11 protein-coding genes and 1 pseudogene are annotated in these 19,841 nt (G+C 67.8%); 6 read left to right on the top strand and 6 right to left on the bottom strand.

All coding sequences use genetic code 11. The features are described 5' to 3' along the window. Nucleotides 1-2 precede the first annotated feature (2 nt). Nucleotides 3-458 carry a PPOX class F420-dependent oxidoreductase gene (locus ACFW3F_RS06465; protein ID WP_388055475.1) on the top strand — a complete coding sequence of 152 codons (456 nt, stop codon included), beginning with the start codon at nt 3-5 and terminating at the stop codon, nt 456-458. A 22-nt stretch (nt 459-480) separates the two neighbouring features. On the opposite strand, the gene ACFW3F_RS06460 is transcribed toward ACFW3F_RS06465, so the two are convergent. After that, entirely contained in the window at nt 481-1,161 is a 681-nt protein-coding gene (locus tag ACFW3F_RS06460; RefSeq protein WP_388055473.1) for a nitroreductase, read from the bottom strand. A 294-nt stretch (nt 1,162-1,455) separates the two neighbouring features. Between ACFW3F_RS06460 and ACFW3F_RS06455 the strand changes: the two genes are divergently transcribed. Next, nucleotides 1,456-4,056: an alpha/beta fold hydrolase gene (locus tag ACFW3F_RS06455; RefSeq protein WP_388055471.1), complete on the top strand. Its 2,601-nt coding sequence runs from the start codon at nt 1,456-1,458 to the stop codon at nt 4,054-4,056. 225 nt (nt 4,057-4,281) lie between these two features. On the opposite strand, the gene ACFW3F_RS06450 is transcribed toward ACFW3F_RS06455, so the two are convergent. The 3 genes and pseudogenes from ACFW3F_RS06450 to ACFW3F_RS06440 form a co-directional block, all read right to left on the bottom strand. Continuing rightward, nucleotides 4,282-4,599: an ArsR/SmtB family transcription factor gene (locus ACFW3F_RS06450; protein WP_388055469.1), complete on the bottom strand. Its 318-nt coding sequence runs from the start codon at nt 4,597-4,599 to the stop codon at nt 4,282-4,284. Further along, entirely contained in the window at nt 4,592-5,074 is a 483-nt protein-coding gene (locus tag ACFW3F_RS06445) for an SRPBCC domain-containing protein (protein ID WP_388055467.1), read from the bottom strand. Before ACFW3F_RS06445 ends, ACFW3F_RS06450 begins: the two co-directional genes overlap by 8 nt. A 120-nt stretch (nt 5,075-5,194) precedes the next feature. Then, nucleotides 5,195-6,091 (bottom strand): annotated as a pseudogene (locus ACFW3F_RS06440) (oxygenase MpaB family protein). A 141-nt stretch (nt 6,092-6,232) separates the two neighbouring features. On the opposite strand from ACFW3F_RS06440, the gene ACFW3F_RS06435 reads away from it, so the two are divergent. Further along, nucleotides 6,233-6,805: a TetR/AcrR family transcriptional regulator gene (locus ACFW3F_RS06435; RefSeq protein ID WP_388055465.1), complete on the top strand. Its 573-nt coding sequence runs from the start codon at nt 6,233-6,235 to the stop codon at nt 6,803-6,805. A gap of 107 nt (nt 6,806-6,912) precedes the next feature. On the opposite strand, the gene aroQ is transcribed toward ACFW3F_RS06435, so the two are convergent. Continuing rightward, nucleotides 6,913-7,371: a type II 3-dehydroquinate dehydratase gene (gene aroQ / locus ACFW3F_RS06430; protein ID WP_388055463.1), complete on the bottom strand. Its 459-nt coding sequence runs from the start codon at nt 7,369-7,371 to the stop codon at nt 6,913-6,915. 133 nt (nt 7,372-7,504) lie between these two features. On the opposite strand from aroQ, the gene ACFW3F_RS06425 reads away from it, so the two are divergent. After that, nucleotides 7,505-10,942, top strand: a complete 3,438-nt coding sequence (locus ACFW3F_RS06425; protein ID WP_388055461.1) for an arabinosyltransferase domain-containing protein — start codon at nt 7,505-7,507, stop codon at nt 10,940-10,942. A 78-nt stretch (nt 10,943-11,020) separates the two neighbouring features. Here ACFW3F_RS06425 and ACFW3F_RS06420 read toward each other — a convergent pair whose 3' ends face one another. After that, nucleotides 11,021-12,685, bottom strand: a complete 1,665-nt coding sequence (locus ACFW3F_RS06420; protein WP_388055459.1) for a DUF222 domain-containing protein — start codon at nt 12,683-12,685, stop codon at nt 11,021-11,023. Nucleotides 12,686-13,008: 323 nt separating this feature from the next. Here ACFW3F_RS06420 and ACFW3F_RS06415 point away from each other — a divergent pair, with 323 nt between their 5' ends. Both ACFW3F_RS06415 and ACFW3F_RS06410 read left to right on the top strand, forming a co-directional pair. Continuing rightward, nucleotides 13,009-16,389: an arabinosyltransferase domain-containing protein gene (locus ACFW3F_RS06415; RefSeq protein WP_388055457.1), complete on the top strand. Its 3,381-nt coding sequence runs from the start codon at nt 13,009-13,011 to the stop codon at nt 16,387-16,389. Next, complete coding sequence (locus ACFW3F_RS06410) at nt 16,382-19,699, top strand: arabinosyltransferase domain-containing protein (protein ID WP_388055455.1); 3,318 nt, start codon at nt 16,382-16,384, stop codon at nt 19,697-19,699. Before ACFW3F_RS06415 ends, ACFW3F_RS06410 begins: the two co-directional genes overlap by 8 nt. Nucleotides 19,700-19,841: the final 142 nt, after the last annotated feature.

Here is a 19,841-nt window from a genome sequence, read left to right as displayed (position 1 = left end):
GCATGAACGCTCCCCGCGAAGCCCTCGACCCCGACCTCCTGCAGATAGTCGCCGATCACCAGGAGTCGATCCTCATCACGCTCCGGCGCGACGGACGACCGCAATCATCCAACGTCATTCATGTCTGGGATCCGGAGACCGCATCGGCTCTGATCTCGGTGACGGCACCACGGGCGAAGTCGCGCAACGTCGAGCGCGATCCCCGGGTCAGTCTTCACGTCCTCGGCGACGGCTTCTTCTCGGCCTACGCCGTGGCAGAGGGCACCGGCACGTTGAGTCCGGTGGCGGCGGCTCCGGACGACCCGACCGTCGACCTCCTCGTCGACTGGTATCGGGCATTTCGCGGTGAGGACCATCCGGACTGGGATGAGTATCGGGCCGCGATGGTGCGCGAACAGCGGCGAATGCTGCGCCTGCGCGTCGACCGGGTCTACGGGATGACGCGGCTACCCCGCTGACCCCTGGATGATCGGCGCGCCGCTAGTGGTCGAAGCCCACGAACGTGGCGGCCTCCGCGACCGACTTGCGCTCGGAGATCACGGTGTTGGCCGGGAAGGTGTCATCCGGCCAGCCCAGCGCGATGCTCTTCATGATCACCTGATCGTCCGGAATCCCGGCGTGCTCCCTGACCACGGGTGACTGCATGATGCCCTGGCTGTTGATCACGGCGCCCAGACCGCGGGACCAGGCGGCGTTGACCAGTGCCGTCGAGACCGCACCGCAGTCGAATGGCGTGTCGTCGCTGCCGTCGAGGATGCGGTCGTAGGTCACGATCACGCACACCGGGGCATCGAACTGGCGGAAACCCCGCAGCACCCAGTCCTGGCGCATCGCCGTGTCGTCGCGGGCGATGCCCATGGCGCCGAACAGTTGCTTGGCAACCTGGACCTGACGGTCGCGATGCGTGCCGGTGAACTTCTCCGCACCTGTCCGGAACTCTCGCGAATGGGGCACCCCGGCAAGATTGCGCTCGGTGTTTCCTGCGCGGATGCGATCCAGCGGCTCACCGGTGATCACGTGGAAGTTCCAGGGCTGCGTGTTCATCGACGACGGCGCCCGCATGGCGAGTGTGAGGATTTCCTCGATCAGCTCCCGGGGAACAGGATCCGGCGTGAACCCGCGGATGCTTCGACGCCCGAGAATCACTTCGTCGTACTGCATCGTCGATCTCTCCTCGTACGAATCGAACGGCCCGATCGTCGTGTGAGCCGACGCTGAACACACCGCCCGACGATCAGTGAACAGGTTACATTCGGAGGTCTCGGTCACAGCGAGAGCATTGTGAGCAGGCTCCGACCGTGCTGCTTCGAGCAACTGAAGGTAGGTTTACCTGGCAAGCTGACGGGGCCGGAGGAGGGGCCGAGTCCCGCGCGGCGTGGCACCGGTGTCCGGGCTCGAGTTCCGAGGCCCGTCCATGACCGTCGACGTTTCCCGCCTCCGCGGAAGTTTGAGGACATGAGCAGCCAGAACCCTCTCGAGGCACGTGCGACTCCCACCGATGGTGCGGTCGTCACCGACCTCGCAGCCGTCGACACCGTGCCGGGCGCCGACGCCGCGAACACCGCAGCAGCCCGCTGGCGAGCCGTCGCCGCCGTTCGTGGCGACGCGATCGCGATCCGGACCCCCGAGCGGTCCATCACGTTCGTCGACGCTGCGACCAGAGTCGACGAGCTGGCGCGCACGGTCGTCGCCACCACCGACCCGAGCCGGCCCGTCGCGGTGGAAATCGAATCCGACATCGACTCGGTCATCGCGATGCTCGCCGTGCTGAGTTCTGGACGCCCGCTCGTCCTACTCGACCCGTTCCTGCCTCCCGACCGACGCGACGTCGTGCTGGAACGCTCCGATGCACAGCTCCTGGACACCGCCGTCGAGGCCGCGGTCGCCGGCCAGGCGGACACCGCCCCCACGCCCCGCCCGGACGATGCGGCGGTCCTGCTGTTCACCTCGGGATCGACCGGGGCCCCCAAAGGGGTTGTGCTGTCACAGAAGATGCCGGTCAACCACGCTCGGGACGGCCGTCGGTTCCTCGGCATGCGACCCGAGGACCGCGCCGTCGTCCTGCTGCCCTTGAGTTTCGGCGGAGGCCTTGATGCGCTCGCGATGAGCCTGCTCAACGGATCGACCATGCTGCTGTGGGATGTCCGCCGCCGCACCACGACCGGGCTGCGGGACTGGCTTGCCTCGCAAGAGGCGACCACCGCACATTGCACGCCGTCACTGCTGCGGTCGTGGCTGGGCGAATTGTCGGCCGACGACGCCGTCGACTCCCTACGGCTGCTGTCCACATGTGGCGAGCCGACCCACCGTGGTGACGTCGAGCTGGCTCGCGACACGATTCTCCCGGGCGGGGTGTTCTGTTGCTGGGCAGGGGCGTCGGAGGTCGGCAACCTGGCCTTCAACCTGTTCCCGCCCGAGCGGGAGGTCGAGCCGGGTGCCATCCCGGTGGGGATGCCGGCGTCGGACAAGTCCATCCGCATCGTCGACACGGACGGTCACGACCTCCCGGTCGGAACCACGGGCGAGGTCATCGTCGAATCCGCCCACGTCGCGTCCGGCTATCACCGGAATCCGGAGATGACGACGGCGCGCTTCATCCAGCTGCCCGACGGCCGGACCCGCTATCGCACCGGCGATCTGGGGCGACTCGACGAATCCGGGGAACTGGCGCTCCTCGGCCGCAGCGACGACGCCATCAAGATCCGCGGTTACCTCGTCGAGCCGCTCGAGGTCGAAGCCGCTCTCCGCGCCCTGGCCTGGACGACCGACGCGGTCGTCACCGCCAACCGCGACGAGGCGCGACTCACCGCCCACGTGGCCGTGGACCCGGACAAATGGTCACCCTCGCCGGCCGAGATCCGACAGGAACTCGGGAAATCGCTGACTCCGTGGATGATTCCGCGCGACATCGTCGTACTCGCCGAACTCCCCCGCAACGAACGTGGCAAGGTGGACCGGGCCGCACTGCCGCCCCCGCCCGCGCGCCCCGAACACGAACCGCCCCGCGGAATGACCGAGATGGCACTGCACCGCTTCTGGTGTCAGATCCTGGGCCTCGAATCCATCGGCCGTAACGAGGATTTCGTCGAGCTCGGGGGCGACTCACTGGCCGCGGCGAAGATGCTGGCCGAGGTCCAGCATCACCTCCAACTGAACGTGAACACCGCGATGCTCGCCGAGGCGCCGACGATCGCGCAGTTCGCGCAGCGCATCGAGTCCGCCGCGAAAGAACGGTCGGCGAACGCGTCGGGCGCCACCCTCATCCCGTTGCGGAAGGGCACCGGCCGACCGATCTTCCTGGTCGCCGGAGCCGGCAGCCTTGCAACCAGTCTGACCCCGGTGGTCCGCGCACTGCAGACCGACCGGCCGGTCTACGCGATCCAGTCACGTGGCGTCGAAAAGCGCGGTCGTGCCGATCATTCCGTTCGCGCCGCGGCGCGACGGGCGATCGCCGACATCCGATCGGTACAACCCCACGGTCCGTATCAGGTGGGCGGCTACTCGCTGGGCGGGTTTGTCGCGATGGAGGTCGCGGCGCGGTTGACCCAGGCGGGCGAGCGATGCGATCCGGTCGTCGTTCTCGACTCGCTGTTCGATCCGGCACTGGCCCAGCGGGTCCGCGGCGAGAAGGTCGGGATCGTCGAACGCCTGCGTGCACGACGCGGCGCCCAGGACACTGCTCTACCCGACCGCACCGGCGACGATCCCACCCCCGCCAGAGAACCCCTCCCCCAGCGGGTGGTGAAAGAGATGGTGCTCGCAGTCCTCGTCCCGACCGCGGGGATGGTGCAACTCCCGACACCCGTGCAGTGGGTCGTGTTCTTCCGGTTGGGCACCAAGATGATCCGCCGCTACCGGCCACGCGATTACGCCGGCCCCGTCGGCGTCATCCGGGCGCGCACCAATCCCGATGATGTAGACCTCTGGCGGCGGATGTCGTCGGGCGAGGTGACCTTCCACAACGTCTCCGGCGACCACATCTCCATGATTCGAGCGCCGCACGCCGCCGACACCGCCCGGGCGATCGACGAGGTGCTGGACTCCGCTGCTCCCTGAGGGTGCAAGCCCCCCGCTCCCTAGTCCGAAAGAACCGCATAACCCCTGTTCCCTGAGGTGCGAGGCGCGATAGCGACGAGCCACGAAGGGCGTGGTGAGGCACGTTGCGAGACCCTTCGTGGCTCGCTTCGCTCGCACCTCAGGGAGCAGAGGGGGGTCGCGGTCCCCGCACCTCAAGGAGCAGAGGGGGAGTCCTGCGGCTCTTTCGGATCACGGAGCGGTTCGTCAACCCTCTTCGGCGCGGAGTTTGATGTCGGCCAGACGGCGGTCCCAGCCGCGGCCGATGGCGTCGAGCCGATGCGCGACCCGGGAGAGCTGCGCCCCCACGGCTTCGTAGCGGATCTCGCGACCGACCCGTGACGACGTCACCAGCCCCGCCTCGGTGAGGACGCGGAGGTGTTTCGCGATCGCCTGCCGGCTGATCGGGAGCTCGGCCGCCAGATGCGATGCGGACGCGGGTTCCGAGCCAAGTCTGGTGAGGATCTGCCACCGGGTCTCATCGGACAGCGCGGCGAAGACCTCGACCGGAGCGACCTCAGGCATGCACGCCGCCGAGATGTGTTCGCGCCAGCTCGAGTTCGATGGTCCATCCCTCGTTGTTGTCGTCGAACCTCGCGCGCCGCTCGGCATCCGTTCCCGGTAGCGATGCGAAGCCGGACTCCACGACCTTCAGCAGAACGCCGGAGTCCGATGGCGTGATCCAGAACTCGACGAGCGTCGAATCCGATTGCGGATCGGCGGCATCGGCAAGCCATCGGAATGCGGCATACCGCGGCTCGTCGAGTTCGACGGTGCGGAACGTGAAGGCGCCGTGGACCGGGTCGTGAATGGTCGACAAGTCCCCGTCACGTTCGATCCGGTGCTCGGTGATCGCCTTGTCGTTGATGAACCACCCCGGTTCGCTGACCAGAGACCAGACCCGCTCCGCGGGTGCGTCGATGGAGATCTCGCGCTCGATCCGATCGAATTCGGCTGCCGCCGACCCGGTCACGTCTCGTGTATCCGTGTTCTCGCTCATGGGTGCTCCCTCGCTGCGGACTATTAGTGCAACCCAATGGTTGCACTAATAGCGTCACGACGCAACGGTCGGAGCAACGTATCGACCTTCTCCGCAGATGCGGCAGACGCAGATCGGCCCCTAGCCCCCGGTCGAAGCGGCTTGCTGTGCAGGCTCGGCCGGGAGGTGCCGAACCGGGCAGCCACCCGCAAACGTACCGAGCTTCTCGACGTCGAAGCCGTTCGGGTAGCTGCGAATTCGCGGCATCTCCGACACGTGCTGCGGTGTGCGACGAGGCGGCAGCGCAGCCACCAGTCGGCCACGCGCCTTGAGTCCACCGATCGACAGCAACCGCGCGACACGTCCGGGTCGCCGGTAGCGGAACGACTCGAGCAACGCGTCATCCATCAGCGATCGACTGAAGACGTCGATCACCGGCGCGAGCGGCCTGGGATAGAACGACGCGAGCAGGCTCTTGGTGGCATCGGCGACGCGGCGACCACCGTCGTCGAACGCGAAGTGCTCGCGCTCCTAGGCATCCATCAGGGTCTCGAAGCCGCGGTAGTCCTCGGGGATCTCCTTGATCCCCATGTGCCGGCCGAGGGTTCGGTAGTAGTTCACCGACGCGGTCACCTCGTCGTCGGTCAGGGTCCGCCAGCCGTAGTCGTCGATCCACCGCTTCGGGACGACCACGAATGTCGACAGGACGTACCGCATGTCGTCGTTGCTGATGTCGTACATCCGGTGCATCTGGTTGATCCGTCGGATCGCCGACTTCCCGCGACTGCTGTCGAAGCCGTCCAGGAGCGGCACCTCCAACAGGAGCGAGGTGTCGTCGTAGCGCTTCTGCGTGTCGCCCGTGAACGCTCGTGTCTCGTCGAGCAACCGGCCGATGCTCGGCACCGCGTAAGTGCGGAAGAGAGCGAAACTCAGCGCCTGATTGATGTCCCACGGGAAGTCGAAGGTCGACAGGTTTCGGTAGATCTCGTGGAACTGCGTCTGCGGGTCCAGTCCCTGGTTGCGGGTCGCCTTGCGCATCGGATGTCCTCCTCGGTGAGTGCCACGTCACTGTAAGTCGACTTATAGAAATGTGCAAGGAGTCACATTCAGGTCTGTCTCGGTGCCACCGCGGCACGGACCCGGGCGCCATAGTCGACATTCGTGCAGCACACTGGGCCGATGGGCACCGGCAAGAAGGCGAAGCCGTCGGAGTACACGCAACGGCGTTACCTCGACGCAGGACTGGCCATCCTCACCGATCACGGCCATGCCGGGTTGAAGTTGGCGGCGATCTGCGAAGCGACCGGCACCACCACCGGAAGCTTCTACCACGCGTTCGGCAACTGGGCCGAGTATCGATCCGCCCTCATCCGTCACTGGCGCGACGAACAGAGCCAGCGACTGATCGCCGGTGCTCGCGACATCGCTGATCCACGGGAGCGACTCGACGCCCTCACCGACATCGGCCTGCGGCTACCGCACGCGACCGAGGCCGCGATCCGCGTGTGGGCCGCGCACGATCCCGAGGTGCTCGCCATTCAGCGCACCGTGGACCGGGAGCGGCGCGACATCATCGCGGCCACATACGACGAGGTCCTTCACAACCGCGACGAGGCCGAGGAATTCGCCACCGCGGCAATGTATCTGCTGATCGGCTTCGAGAGTGGCACGCTTCATTCGCACCAAGCACTCGCCAGGGGCTTCCGCACGATCCTCGACCGCGCTCTCGAATCCTCCCCCGAATCACCGTGACTCGGATTGCCCACCCTGAGCCCGCCTGCGATATGGATGCGCACACTCGACGGAAAACGGCGCACAGTCAACGGGAAACGGTGCACGGTCAACGGATGCTGCCAGGGTCAGTCGACGAGTTCGGCGAGTCGACGGATCGCGAACTCGTAACCGCGAATCCCGTAACCGGCGATCACCCCGGCCGCTATCGGGGACACATAGGAGTGATGACGAAACGCCTCGCGCCGGTACACATTGCTGATGTGGACCTCGAGCACGGGGACGTCGGGGACGACTAGTGCGTCGGCCAGGGCGACCGAAGTATGCGTCCATCCACCGGGATTGATGACGATGCCACTGATCTTGCCGACCGATTCGTGGATCCAGTCGAGCATCTGCCCCTCGTGATTGGTCTGCGCGGCGCGCACCCCGAAGCCGAGCTCGGCGGCGGTGCGCTCGGCCAGGTCGACCACGTCGGCGAGTGTGTCCGAACCGTATACGGCGGGCTCCCGGGTGCCGAGTGTGTTCAGATTGGGCCCGTTGAGCAGCAGGATCGGCAAACGGTCTGGCACGTCGGCGTCGGACATGGCGTTCACCTTACTGGCCCTGACCTGCCGGTCGGCGATCTCCGACGCACCGGCACACGCGTGAGCACCGGCCCGTCGCGCCCGTGCCGCCACCGACCGGGGCGAGACGGCCCACGGGCTACCATCTCTCTTTGTGCCAGCGCAGACCGTTCGACGAGCGAGGATCGTCGCCATCGTCACCGGACTGCTCGGATTCGTACTCGCACTCGCGACACCACTCATGCCGGTGTCGCAGCGAACGGCCGAGATCGACTGGCCCCAGAACGGTCAGATCGGTTCGGTGTCGGCCCCGCTGATCGGCTACACACCCGTCGACCTCGACGTCACGATCCCCTGTACCGCCGTCAACGACCTGCCGCCCGGCGGATCGGTGCTGCTCTCGACCACACCCAAGCAGGCACCGAAGTCCGGTGAGCGCGGCCTGTTCATCCGCAAGACCGGTGCTGCCGATGCGCCCCTGGACCGCCAGGGCGTCGAGGTGGTGATCCGCAACGTCTCACTGGTGTCGGCCACGCTGCAGGACATGCGTGACCAGGGGTGCCGCGAGATCGTCGTGCACGCCGACTCCGACGCCGTGACCGCCGAATTCGTCGGCATGACGAGCGGCACTCAGAACGAGGACGGTGAGGACGAACCGCTCGCGGGCACGACCGAGGACAAAGAGGCCTTCAAGTACTGGCCGGACCAGCGCCCACAGGTGACCGGCCTCTTCACCGATCTGACCGGTCCCGCCGCCGACATCGCCGGACTCGACGCCCACGTCACGATCGATTCGCGCTACAACACCGCCCCGACGATCTCGAAGTGGTTGGTCGTGATCGTCGGAGTGGCGTCGACGCTGCTGTCGCTGTCGGCCTTGGCGGCACTCGACTCGACCGACGGCCGGCGTCATCGACGAATTTTCCCGGCCCGATGGTGGCGTCTCAACGCGCGCGACTACGTCGTCATCGGGGCGCTGATCCTGTGGCACATGATCGGGCCCAACACGTCCGACGACGGTTACCTGCTGACCATGTCGAGAGTGGCCCAGGACAGCGACTACACCGCGAACTACTTCCGGTGGTACGGCGCGCCGGAGGCACCCTTCGGTTGGTACTACCAGGTCTTCGGCCTGCTCAGCCATATCTCGGTGGCGAGCCCGTGGATGCGACTGCCGGCGCTGCTGTGCGGAATCCTGGTCTGGCTCATCGTGAGTCACGAGGTCCTGCCCCGCCTTGGCCGAGCCGCACTGACCCGGCCGATGGTCGCCTGGACCGCGGCGTTCGCGTTCCTCGCGTGCTGGTTCCCCTTCAACAACGGACTGCGACCCGAACCGATCATCTGCCTGGGGGCGCTGCTCACGTGGTGCTCGGTCGAACGCGCCATCGCCACCGGGCGAATGCTGCCGGCCGCCGTCGCGTGCCTGATCGGCGCGTTCAGCATCGCCGCCGGGCCGACGGGCCTGCTCGCGGTGGCCGCCCTGATCGCCGGCGCGCGCCCGATGATCATGGCGCTCATCAAACGTGCCCGTGTCGTCGCGGAGATGTCTTTCATCAAGCCGAACTCCGACACGTCGTCCTCCGGGGACCCGATGGCCGCCGACAGCGACCGCAAGCGCTCGCTGCGCTGGTCGTTCGTCGCGCTGATCGCGCCGATCCTGGCCGCCGGAACCTTCGTCGTCTTCGTCGTCTTCTCGAACCTGACCCTGCGGTCGTTCGCCGAGGCGTCGAGCATGAAGTCGGCGCTCGGGCCGTCGATGAGCTGGTACAACGAGATCGGCCGCTACTCGGCGCTCTTCGCCTTCTCCGCCGACGGATCCATCGCCCGGCGTTTCGCCGTGCTGGCCATGATCCTGGGACTCGTCGTCTCAGCTGCCGTGCTCGTTCGCAAGAACCGCATCCCCGGAACCGCCATCGGCCCGACCCGCCGCATCGTCGCGATCACCTTCGCGTCGCTGGTCTTCCTGATGTTCACGCCCACCAAGTGGACCCACCACTTCGGCGTCTTCGCGGGTATCGCCGCCGCTCTTGCCGCGATCGCGGCCATCGCCGCAAGTCAGCAGTCGATGCACTCCCGGCGCAACCGCACCCTGTTCTGCGCGCTCGTGCTGTTCATCGGCGGTCTCGCCTTCACCGCGCCGAACTCGTACTACTACTACTCCGCGTGGGGTATGCCGTGGGGCGTCGAGCAGGTCACGATCGGCGGCATCATGCTCGGCAGCGTGCTGCTCTACGCCGCACTCGCCCTGCTGCTCGCCGCGCTGTGGTTCCACTTCCGCGAGCCGTTCACCGGGACCGATCCGCACGTCGAGGAGTCCGCCGCCGACGACGACGCGTCGCATCGACGGTGGTATCGACGGCTGATCGCCTCGATGGCGGCCGCACCACTGGCCTATCTCGCGATGGCGGTCGTCGTCTTCCAGATCGTCACCGCGATCTTCGCCGGCATCCACCAGAGTTCGTCGTACTCGGTACCCCGCTCCAACTTCGCCGCCGTCGCGGGACACCCGTGCGGCATGGCCGACAAGGTCTGGGTGGAATCCGACCCCAATCGGGACATGCTCCGCCCGGTCGATCCCACCCTTCCCAATCCGCTGGGCGGACCGCCACCCGCACCCGGCAGCTCTCCGACGACCTCGGGATTCTTCCCCAACGGCGTACCGACGGCGCTGGAGTCGACGGCCAGCGAGGGCTCACTCGGCGTGCTGTCGGGCGACGTCTGGCAGGACCCGGACATCGTGAACTCCAACCCCGGCGGCACCGGCGGCGGCGAGATCGCCGAACCCGGGATCAACGGCAGCACCGCGGCCCTCCCGTTCTTCCTCGACCCGGCGTCGACCCCGGTCATGGGCAGCTACTCCAAGCTCGACCAGGTCCCCGGTCGCCTCACCTCCGGTTGGTACGCGCTGCCCGCGGACTGGCGGGATCGCCCGCTGCTGACGATGGCGGTGGCCGGCGAGTACGACAACCCGAACGTGATGCTCGAGTACACCGCTGATCCGATCGGCCCCGACACCCGCGACGCCGATCTCGAGGCCGACGGCGACACCGAGCTCATCGATCCCGGCCCACGCCCGTCGTGGCGCAACCTCCGGTACAACACCGACGAGCTGCCGTCGGACACCACCGCGGTGCGGATCGTCGCGACCGACGACAACCTCGCCGAGGACCGGTTCATCGTGCTGACCCCGCCGCGGATCCCGCAGATGGACACCCTGCAGGACGTCGTCGGCGACACCGACCCCGTCCACATCGACTGGACCTCGGGTCTGGCGTTCCCGTGCCAGCGCCCGTTCACCCACGACGTCGGGGTCGCGGAAATCCCCCAGTGGCGTATCAAGCCGGGATCGGACCTGGCGGCCGCGGTGTCGGCGTGGCAGAACAGCTTCGGCGGCGGCCCCCTGGGCTGGATCGAGGTCTCCCAGCAGGCGACGGCGCTGCCCACTTATCTGATGGCCGACATCGGACGCGACTGGGGCGCCCTCGAACGATACGAGCCGTACGGCGACGGCGACGTCGACACGCTCGCCGAGATCGAGACCGGGACGGCCACCCGCAGCGGACTGTGGAGTCCCGCGCCGCTCCGGCACTGACGTTTCGGTGGCACTGATGGTCCGGTGGCGCTGATGGTCCGGTCGCCGTGGCAGTAGGCCAGGCGAGCTGCTCTGCCGTCACCGATGGTCAGCGAGTATGCGTGCGAGGGCTGCTTCGACTGGGGTCAGGGGTTTGGTGGTGAAGTGCTCCGGCGGCGCCGGTGGGTGGACGAGTTGTCGGTAGGCGAGTTCGAGGCGCCGGCCGCGGTCGCCATAGCCGACGGCGTCGGGGCGCGACAGGTCTGGGCGCGACTGGTCGCCGGACCTGGTGGCCGGTCCGTGGATCTCGTCGCGCACGGTGTTCAGATGTTCTGCCAGTCGCCGGGGTATGTCGGGTCGGCGGTTGATCTGCTCGGGGTTGGGTGGCGCGCCGGGTTCGGCGTTCAACCGCCAGAGGCAGCGGCCTTCGTCGGGTCCGGACCGTTCGATCCGGGTGGTGTACTGGCCGGGCTGGTCACCGACCATGCGGTTGTGGCGCGGGCAGGCGGGGGCGAGTTGGTCGATGTCGGTGAGACCACCTTTGGCCCAGTCCTTCTGGGCGTGGTGGATTTCGACGTGGGTGGCGGGCTGGTCGCAGCCGGGTGCCGAGCAGACCTCGCCGTCGGGGCGGGCGAAGGAGACGAGGCGTTGTGCGCGGGTGGCGAGACGTTTGCCGCGCCCGAAGTACAGCGGCACGGCCGTGGAGTTCTTGAAGATCGCCAACCACGGTTGGACATCGGCGGCCGTCGCGGCGAGGTCGATGAGGTCGGGGATGGGTAGCAGGGTGCCGGTGGCGGTGGTCGCGAGCCCGGCTTCACGGGCGAGGTCGTCGAGGTCGGCTTTGATGATCAGTTGCACGGGTAGCCCGCGGTGAGATCTCCCGAGCAGTCCGTCCTCGAGGACAGCCTTAAGAAGGGCGTTGAGTGCGTCGTGGTTGATCTGAGCGGGGGTGCGGTCGTCGCGGTCAGCAGCGGCAGCGAGTTGGTCGGGGTCGGCGTCGTCGACCGAACCGGTCGGCGAATCTGGATCACCTGGGTTGTTCATGCCGGGTTTGGCCCACACGGCCAAGAGCATGGTGACGCGGGCGGCGAGTTCGGGGGCGAGGGTGCCGGTGAGTTTGGCGGTGCCGTCGGCGCGTTGCCGGTTGACCCACAGGTTGCGCCGCCGCTTGCGTTCCGAATCGTCGGTGAGGGTGCCGTCGGGATCGAGATGGGCGAGCAGACGGGCACCCAACTGGGTGATGTCGGCGGGCGTGTGGGCTTCGGCGATCTCGGTCATCTGTCGTTCGGCCGCAACCTTTACATCGTGGTCGACGGCGTGGGGGATCTGGTCGAGGACGTCGATGACGGCGCGGACGTGTGCGGTGCCGACGCTGCCGTCGGCCAAGGCCGTGGCGAGGGTGGGGTGTTCGGGTTCGAGGGCTTCGCCGGTGTGGGTGAGGTGGCTGGCGGTGGCGTCGCGTTGGTGGTTGCGGCGCATCGGGTCGGACACCCGGAGTCGGTGGGTCATGAATGCGGTGATGCTGCGGTGCCCGGTGCGATGGGGGAGGTCGCGGTCGGCGATGGTGACCATCTGCCGGTCGCCGGTGTAGGTGAGGCGGGCGATGGCTTTTTCGGTGTCGGCGGCGACCTCGATGAGCTCGGTATCCGAGCACGGGCCCAGGTCGACGGTCTGCAAGTCGTCGATGATCCGGTGCAGTTCGGCGACGAGCTCGGCCGCACGAGATGTCGGCAGAGAACCGTCGGCGTGTGTGGTGTCGGTCATGACGGTCACCTCCCCCGAGAACCGTTGCTGCGAATGTACGTTCGAGTGTACACGAAAGAATGACGATCGTCAGCTCGAAACATGTTGTCCTACAGCATTTTTGCTTCGCAGAGTCGCAGCTCTAGATTGTCGGTGGTTGCTGGTAGTCTCCGCCGGCGGGCAAGATCTGAGCTGCCGCGCGGGCGGGACCCTTCGTGACGCGCCCTTCACAAGCTCCGGGCGCTCCTCAGGGAGCAGTGGTACCGACGTTCACGCACCTCATCGATCAGGGCTGCGGGGTGGGCACTAGGTGGCCCGGGGGGCGTCGCTTACGATGAGGCACCGTGCCTGTGACTGCCCCGACCTCGCCTGAGGATTCCGCAGAACCGTCGTCGTCGGGGGCGGAATCGTCGGGGCAAGGGACCAGGATCTCCGTGGGTACCGCCCGGTGGATCGCGATCGTGGCCGGCATCGCGGGCATCGTGTTGTGCGCCCTCACCCCGCTGCTGCCGGTCAAGGCCGTCGACGCCGGTTTCGAGTGGCCGGCCGGGCAGGACCTGAGCGCCGACACCTCGTCGGTGATGGCGCCACTCATCGCGCAGACGCCGCAGACCCTCGACGCACGCATCCCGTGCGCGACCCTGGCGTCTGCACCGGACGGCGTTGTCCTCGCCACGATGCCGACCAACGCGCCGCGATCGAAGTCGTCGTCGCTGTGGGTCACAGCCACCGATGCCACGATCACCGTGACCTTCCGGAACAGTCTCGCGGCCACCGCCGCGCGCGCGGACCTCGACCGATGCCAGGAACTCCGCATCTTCTCCGCGCCCACCGGACCGGGTGCGGAGTTCGTCGGGCTCGGCGAGTCGACGACACTGCCGCCCGACCGTCGCCCGCAGGTCGACGGCATCTTCAGCAACCTCAGCCCCGAGCAGGCACGCGCCGCCGCTGCCGACGGCATGCGCGTGCAGGTGACCATCGACAACCGGTACGAGTCGTCACCGTCGGTCCTCAAGATCGTCGTGATGGTGCTCGCCGCGTTGTCGGTGCTCGTCGCCATCCTCGCCCTGGGAATTCTCGACCGGCTCGGCGGATACCACCGGCGGGTCGGCGCGCGGACCCGCGCGTGGTGGCATTCGCTGAAGCCTCGAGCCGCCGACCTCGTCGTCACCGCGATCCTGCTGGTCTGGAGCGTCCTCGGCGCGGGGTCCCCCGACGACGGTTACATCCTCAACATGGGCCGGACCGCCGACGGCTTCGGCTATCTGGCCAACTACTACCGCTTCTACGGAATCCCCGAGGCGCCGTTCGACTGGTACTACAGCTTCCTCGCGGCCTGGTCGTCGGTCTCGCCGACTGTGCTGTGGATGCACATCCCGCAGCTGATCGCCGGACTCGTGTCGTGGTTCGTCCTCAGCCGGGTGTTGCTACCCCGCCTCGGACCGGCCGTGCGGCAGAGTTCGTGGGCGACGTGGGCAGCGGCGCTGACGTTCGCCGCGTTCTGGATGCCGTTCTGCAGCGGCCTGCGCAGTGAGGGCATCATCGTCCTGGCATCGCTGCTCACCTGGTGGGCCGCTGAGTATGCCATCGCAACCCGACGACTGCTTCCGGCAGCCCTGGCCGCCCTCATCGCGGGGTTCACCCTCGCCCTCGCCCCGCACGGCGTCGTCGGGGTGGCCATCCTGCTGGTGGCGGCCCGCTCGCTCCTGCACATCCTGATCGATCGCCGTAGGCGACTCGGCGGTTCCGTCTGGACGTCGACCCTGACCCTCGTCGCCCCGATCGCCGCGGCCGGGATGCTGGTCCTGATCGTGGTGTTCCGGGATCAGACCCTGGCAACCGTCCTCGAGGCGATCAAGCTGCGCTACTCGGTCGGGCCGGTCATCTCCTGGCACCAGGAGTTCCTGAGGTACTACTTCATCTCGGTCGTGACCGACGACGGTGCACTCACCCGTCGCGTGCCATTGCTGCTGCTGCTCGCCGGTCTGTTCGTGACAGTCGCGGTCATGCTGCGCCGCACGATCATTCGTGGAGTCGACCCGGGGCCGGTGTGGCGTCTGATCGGCGCTGTCGGCGTCACCCTGCTGCTGTTCGCGTTCACACCGACCAAGTGGACCATCCAGTTCGGCGTGCTCGCCGGATTGGCGTCGGCGATCGCGGCGGTGGCGACGGTGGCCGTGGCCCAGTCGGCAGCCAGATCGGCGCGGAACCTGACGGTGTTCGTCTCCGGGTTGCTGTTCGCGATGGCAGCCGCGATGGCGGGTTACAACTCGTGGCCGTTCCTCTACGAGTACGGCATCTCCTGGTTCGACCGCGCGCCGGTCATCGCCGGGTACCAGGCCTCGACCCTGTTCCTGATCCTCGCCGTCATCGCCGGCGCCTTCGCGGTGTGGCAGCACCTCCGGTTGGACTATGTCACCAATCGTGGTCTCGCCCATGCCGACACCGGGCCCGGCGAGACCCGAGCCGATCGTCGACGACTCTTCCTCGCCTCGTCACCACTGGCGGTGATCGCCGGCCTGCTCGTGATCGTCGAGTTGCTCCTGTTCGCCAAGGCCGCCGTGACCCGCTACCCCGCGTCGACCGCTCTGGCCGAGAATCTGAACACGTTGCGCGGCAACAGCTGCGGCCTCGCCGACGATGTCCTCGTCGAACTCGACCCCAACGCGGGCATGCTGACCCCGGCAGCCGGCGCGAGCATCACGCAGGCCCTACGCGGTGAGAACCCGGCGGGATTCTCCCCCAACGGGATTCCCGACGATCTCCAGCCCGAACCGGGAAGCCAGCGCCCCGGACAGATGAACGTGTCGGCCAGTATGGCCCGCCCGTTCGCGATCACCGGCGGACTGGGCGCCGGAACCACCGGCGGGCGCGGACCGGAAACCGTGAACGGTTCCACCGCCAAGTTGCCCTACGGGCTGGACCCCTCCACCACACCGGTACTGGGCAGCTACGGGTATCCGGGCGAGGCCCGGCTTACGACCGGCTGGTACGACCTGCCCGCCGACCGCGCGGCGTCTCCGCTGCTGGTGTTCAGCACCGCGGGCGCAGTCTCGACCATCGACACCTTCGGCGTCCGGAACTTCGGGCAGAAGCTGGTGGTGCAGTTCGGCCGCCCGGGCGCGGACGGGAACTTCGAGCAGGTCGGTCCCGACATCATGCCCATCGACCCCGGACCCGTGATCCTCAACATGCCTTGGCGAAACATGCGCGTGCCGATGTCGGCGGCCCCGCCGCGCGCGACCGTGATGCGATTGTTCCTGCAGGACAACAACCTCGGCGAGAAGCAGTTCATCGGGATCACCCCTCCGCGCGCGCCGCAGTTGCAGACGCTGCAGGAGGTCGTCGGGTCGGAGGCCCCAACACTCATCGACTTCGGCGTGGCCTCCCACTTCCCGTGCCAGCGACCGCTCGGCGTCTCCCACGGGGTCGCCCAGGTGCCCCAGTGGCGAATCCTGGGCGACTACCCGCTGACCAACTCCCAGTCCAAGACCTGGCAGGCCGGCGTGGACGGCGGGCTGCTGGGGATCTCCGAGGCCACCACCTCCGCGGCCGCGGTCTCGACGTACCTGAAGGACGACTGGGTGCGCGACTGGGGCGCATTGGAAGAGCTGACCCCCCTGGTGCCCGGGGCACCCGATGCGCAGATCGACACGGCACAGACAACGCAATGGGGCTGGTCACGCACCGGCTCGATCAGGGTGGAGCCCCAATCCGATGAGTGAGTCCCGTTTCTCCCGTCTGGCGACGGTCAACCCGAAGATCAGGGTCAACCCGAAGATCGTCGCAACCGTCACCGGCCTCCTCGGATTCCTGCTGGCGGTCCTCACCCCGCTGCTGCCGGTGAATCAGTCGACCGCAGAACTGAAGTGGCCGCAGGGCGGCGATGTCTCGAACGTCGCGGCGCCGTTGGTGTCCTTCGTACCGATCGACATGGACATGTCGGTGCCGTGTTCGCTGGCCACCCGCCTACCCGCGCAGGGTGGAGTGCTGCTGTCGACGATCCCCGAGGGCGGCCAGGATGCCGGCGCCCGCGGATTGTTCGTCCGAGCGACGTCCGATGCGCTGACCCTCACCGATCGCAACGTCGCACTGCTGAACACCGACCGTGCGGCGGCACAGTCGAATCCTGACTGCCGCATTGTCATGCGCGCCGACGGCGAAGGCGTGAGCGGGCGATTCGAGGGCCTGCCCGAGCCGGCAGCGGACTCGGGCGCCTCGCACGGGTTCACATTGGCCGACCACGAGATGCGTCCCCAGATCGTCGGCATCTACAGCGACCTGCCCGCCGACGCGCCTCGCGACGGGTTGTCGATGCGCGCCACCATCGACACCCGCTACGTCAGCACCCCCACCCCGCTGAAGCTCACCGCGATCGTTCTCGGCATCCTCCTGACGATCGCCTCGCTCGTCGCGCTCGGGATTCTGGATCGTCGAGACGGCCGCAGCCACAAGCGCTTCCTCCCGTCGGGCTGGTTCACCATCCGGCCACCGGACATCGCGGTCTTCGCGATTCTCGCCTTCTGGTGGTTCGCAGGTGCCAACACCTCCGACGACGGCTACAACTTCATCGTCGGTCGGATCACCGCAGACGCCGGTTACGCCGACAACTACTTCCGCTACTTCGGTGTGCCGCAGGACCCGTTCGGCTGGCATTTCCAGGTCATCTCGGCCATGACGGACGTGAGTGTCGCGGCGCCGTTCATGCGACTGCCCGCGTTCCTTCTCGGACTGCTGGGTTGGTGGCTCATCAGTCGAGAGGTGATCCCACGCCTGGGCCGCGCCGTCCGGCACAGCACCCCCGCCGTGTGGTCCGCGGCGTTCGTCTTCCTCGCGATCTGGTTGCCGTTCAACAACGGACTGCGTCCGGAACCGGCCGAGGCCGTGGGCGCACTGCTCACCTGGTGCTGTGTGGAACGCGCGATCGCGACCCGCCGCCTGCTCCCCTACGCCGTCGCCGTGGTGACCGCCGCCTTCACCCTCGCCCTCGCTCCCGGCGGATTGATGGCCGTCGCCGCGCTGCTCGCCGGCATCCGGCCGATCGTGAAGACGCTGGTGTCGCGCCGCTCCCGCGACGGTCTGCTGCCGATGCTGGCGCCCATCCTGGCGGCCGGCACCGCGGTGCTGTTCCAGATCTTCGCCGATCAGCCTCTCGCACCGCTGATCGCGGGCAACAAGGTCGCCTCCGACGTCGGCCCGACGCTGGAGTGGTGGCAGGAGCCGATCCGCTACTACTACCTGATCCTGCCGACCGCCGACGGTACGCTCGCACGGCGCTTCGGCGTGCTGGCGATGATCCTGTGCCTCGTCGTCGTACTGCTTCGTCTGTTGCGTCGCGAGCATCCGAACGGCATTGCGCGCGCACCGATCTGGCGGCTGGTCGCGGTGACTCTGGGCACCATGTTCTTCATCGCGTTCACGCCCACCAAGTGGACTCACCACTTCGGCGTGTACGCGGGCATCGCCGCCGGCCTGGCCGCGGCGGCGGGCGCGATGATGGCGCCCGCGGTGTTGCGATCGCGGCGCAATCGCAGCTTCTTCGCCGCAGCAGTGCTCGCGATCACGGGCATCTCCTTCGCCGGCACCAACGGCTGGTGGTTCGTCGGCAGTTACGGCGTCCCCTGGTGGGATCGCCCACCGACGGTGGGCGGCATCAACATCGCCTGGTTCATCCTCGTCGCCGCGGTCGCCACCGCACTGGCGGGCCTGTGGTTCCACTTCCGCGACGACTTCGTCGACGAACGGACCCGCACGCGCGGGAGTGACAAGTGGTACTCGAAACTCAAGTTCTCACCGCTGCCGGTCATCTCCGGACTGATGGTGCTGTTCATGGTCGCCTCGTTCGCGAAAGGCGCCTACGAGCAACGTGATTCGTGGTCGTGGATGAAGTCCAACGCGCGCGCCCTCACCGGGAACTCGTGCGGCCTGGCCAACGACGTCCTCGTCGAGGCCGATCCCACTGCCGGACTCCTCGCACCCGCGGCCGTCGACGGCCGGCCGGCCCCCGGCATCGCCGCCGCGCTGGCCGGGCCGGACGCGACCGGCTTCTCCCCCAACGGCGTGCCCGACCGACTGTCGGTCGACGCGACCGAGAGCACCGAGTCGTCGACCACGTCGGGAGCGCAGAACAGCGCCCAGACCGGCGCGGGCTCGGACGAACCCGCCGACAGTTCGTCAGCTCAGGGTGGCACCGAAGGCGGTCAGGGCGCCCGTGGCGTCAACGGGTCGACGGTGCGTCTGCCGTTCGGACTGAATCCCGCCGAGACGCCGGTACTGGGCAGCTACGGCTCGCCGTCGGGCACCGGGTCGCTGACCTCGGACTGGTACCGGATGCCCGAACGCACCGACGACGCGCCGCTGCTGACGATGGCGGTCGCCGGTTCGGTCGAGGCGGTCGACGGCATCGGGGTGGTCCATGCCGGGCAGAAGGTCACCGTGCAGTTCGGCCGCGTGGAGGCCGACGGCCGCGTGAGCGCTCTGGGCCGGATGTTCCCGATCGACATCGGTGAGACCCCGACCTGGCGCAACCTGCGGTTCCCGCTCGCCGACGCGCCGCCACGGGCGACCGTCGTCCGGGTCGAGGTCGCCGACACCGCGGCCGCACCGTCGGAATGGGTGGCGGTGACCCCGCCGCGGGTCAGCACGCTGGCCACGCTCAACGACGTGGTCGGTCAGACCGACCCGGTCTTCATCGACTGGCTGCCCGGCATGGTCTTCCCGTGCCAGCAGCCGATGAAGGTGCGCAACGGCGTCCTCGAGGTTCCGCAGTGGCGGATCATGCCCGACGCCGAGGCCACCCGGAAGAACAGCCAGACGTGGATGTCGGGCACCGCGGGCGGCCCGCTCGGCATCACCGAGGCAATGCTGCGACCGACCCTGTTGCCGACGTACCTCCGCAACAATTGGGGACGCGACTGGGGCGGGCTGCAGGAGTTCACCGAGATCATCCCGGCGCCGGCCGCGGAACTGGAACTCGGAACCGCCCGTCGCTCGGGGTTGTACGACCCCGCTCCGATGCGATCTAGCGGTTACTGACCGATAGTCGAATGTCGCGTCGACCTGGGGTTTCGGCTTCCCCACGGTCGGCGCGACAAACGCCCCAAAAACCGTTCGTTATATCACAGTTATGTGGCGGCTCCGGTACGGAACACAAGACTAGGAGTCCACGGAGGCCGGC

Origin of the sequence: Gordonia sp. NPDC058843, from assembly GCF_042743165.1 — a bacterium.
Classification (GTDB): Bacteria; Actinomycetota; Actinomycetes; order Mycobacteriales; family Mycobacteriaceae; genus Gordonia.
Note: the sequence above shows the minus strand (reverse complement) of the source record. Positions and strands in the feature narration are given on the sequence as shown.

Bases quoted from the DNA above. Each gene is read 5' to 3' on its own strand.
- ACFW3F_RS06445 (WP_388055467.1), bottom strand. From the start codon at position 5,074: ATGAGCGAGAACACGGATACACGAGACGTGACCGGGTCGGCGGCAGCC.
- ACFW3F_RS06460 (WP_388055473.1), bottom strand. From the start codon at position 1,161: ATGCAGTACGACGAAGTGATTCTCGGGCGTCGAAGCATCCGCGGGTTC.
- ACFW3F_RS06420 (WP_388055459.1), bottom strand. From the start codon at position 12,685: ATGACCGACACCACACACGCCGACGGTTCTCTGCCGACATCTCGTGCG.
- ACFW3F_RS06450 (WP_388055469.1), bottom strand. From the start codon at position 4,599: ATGCCTGAGGTCGCTCCGGTCGAGGTCTTCGCCGCGCTGTCCGATGAG.
- ACFW3F_RS06455 (WP_388055471.1), top strand. From the start codon at position 1,456: ATGAGCAGCCAGAACCCTCTCGAGGCACGTGCGACTCCCACCGATGGT.
- aroQ (WP_388055463.1), bottom strand. From the start codon at position 7,371: ATGTCCGACGCCGACGTGCCAGACCGTTTGCCGATCCTGCTGCTCAAC.
- ACFW3F_RS06435 (WP_388055465.1), top strand. From the start codon at position 6,233: ATGGGCACCGGCAAGAAGGCGAAGCCGTCGGAGTACACGCAACGGCGT.
- ACFW3F_RS06465 (WP_388055475.1), top strand. From the start codon at position 3: ATGAACGCTCCCCGCGAAGCCCTCGACCCCGACCTCCTGCAGATAGTC.
- ACFW3F_RS06410 (WP_388055455.1), top strand. From the start codon at position 16,382: ATGAGTGAGTCCCGTTTCTCCCGTCTGGCGACGGTCAACCCGAAGATC.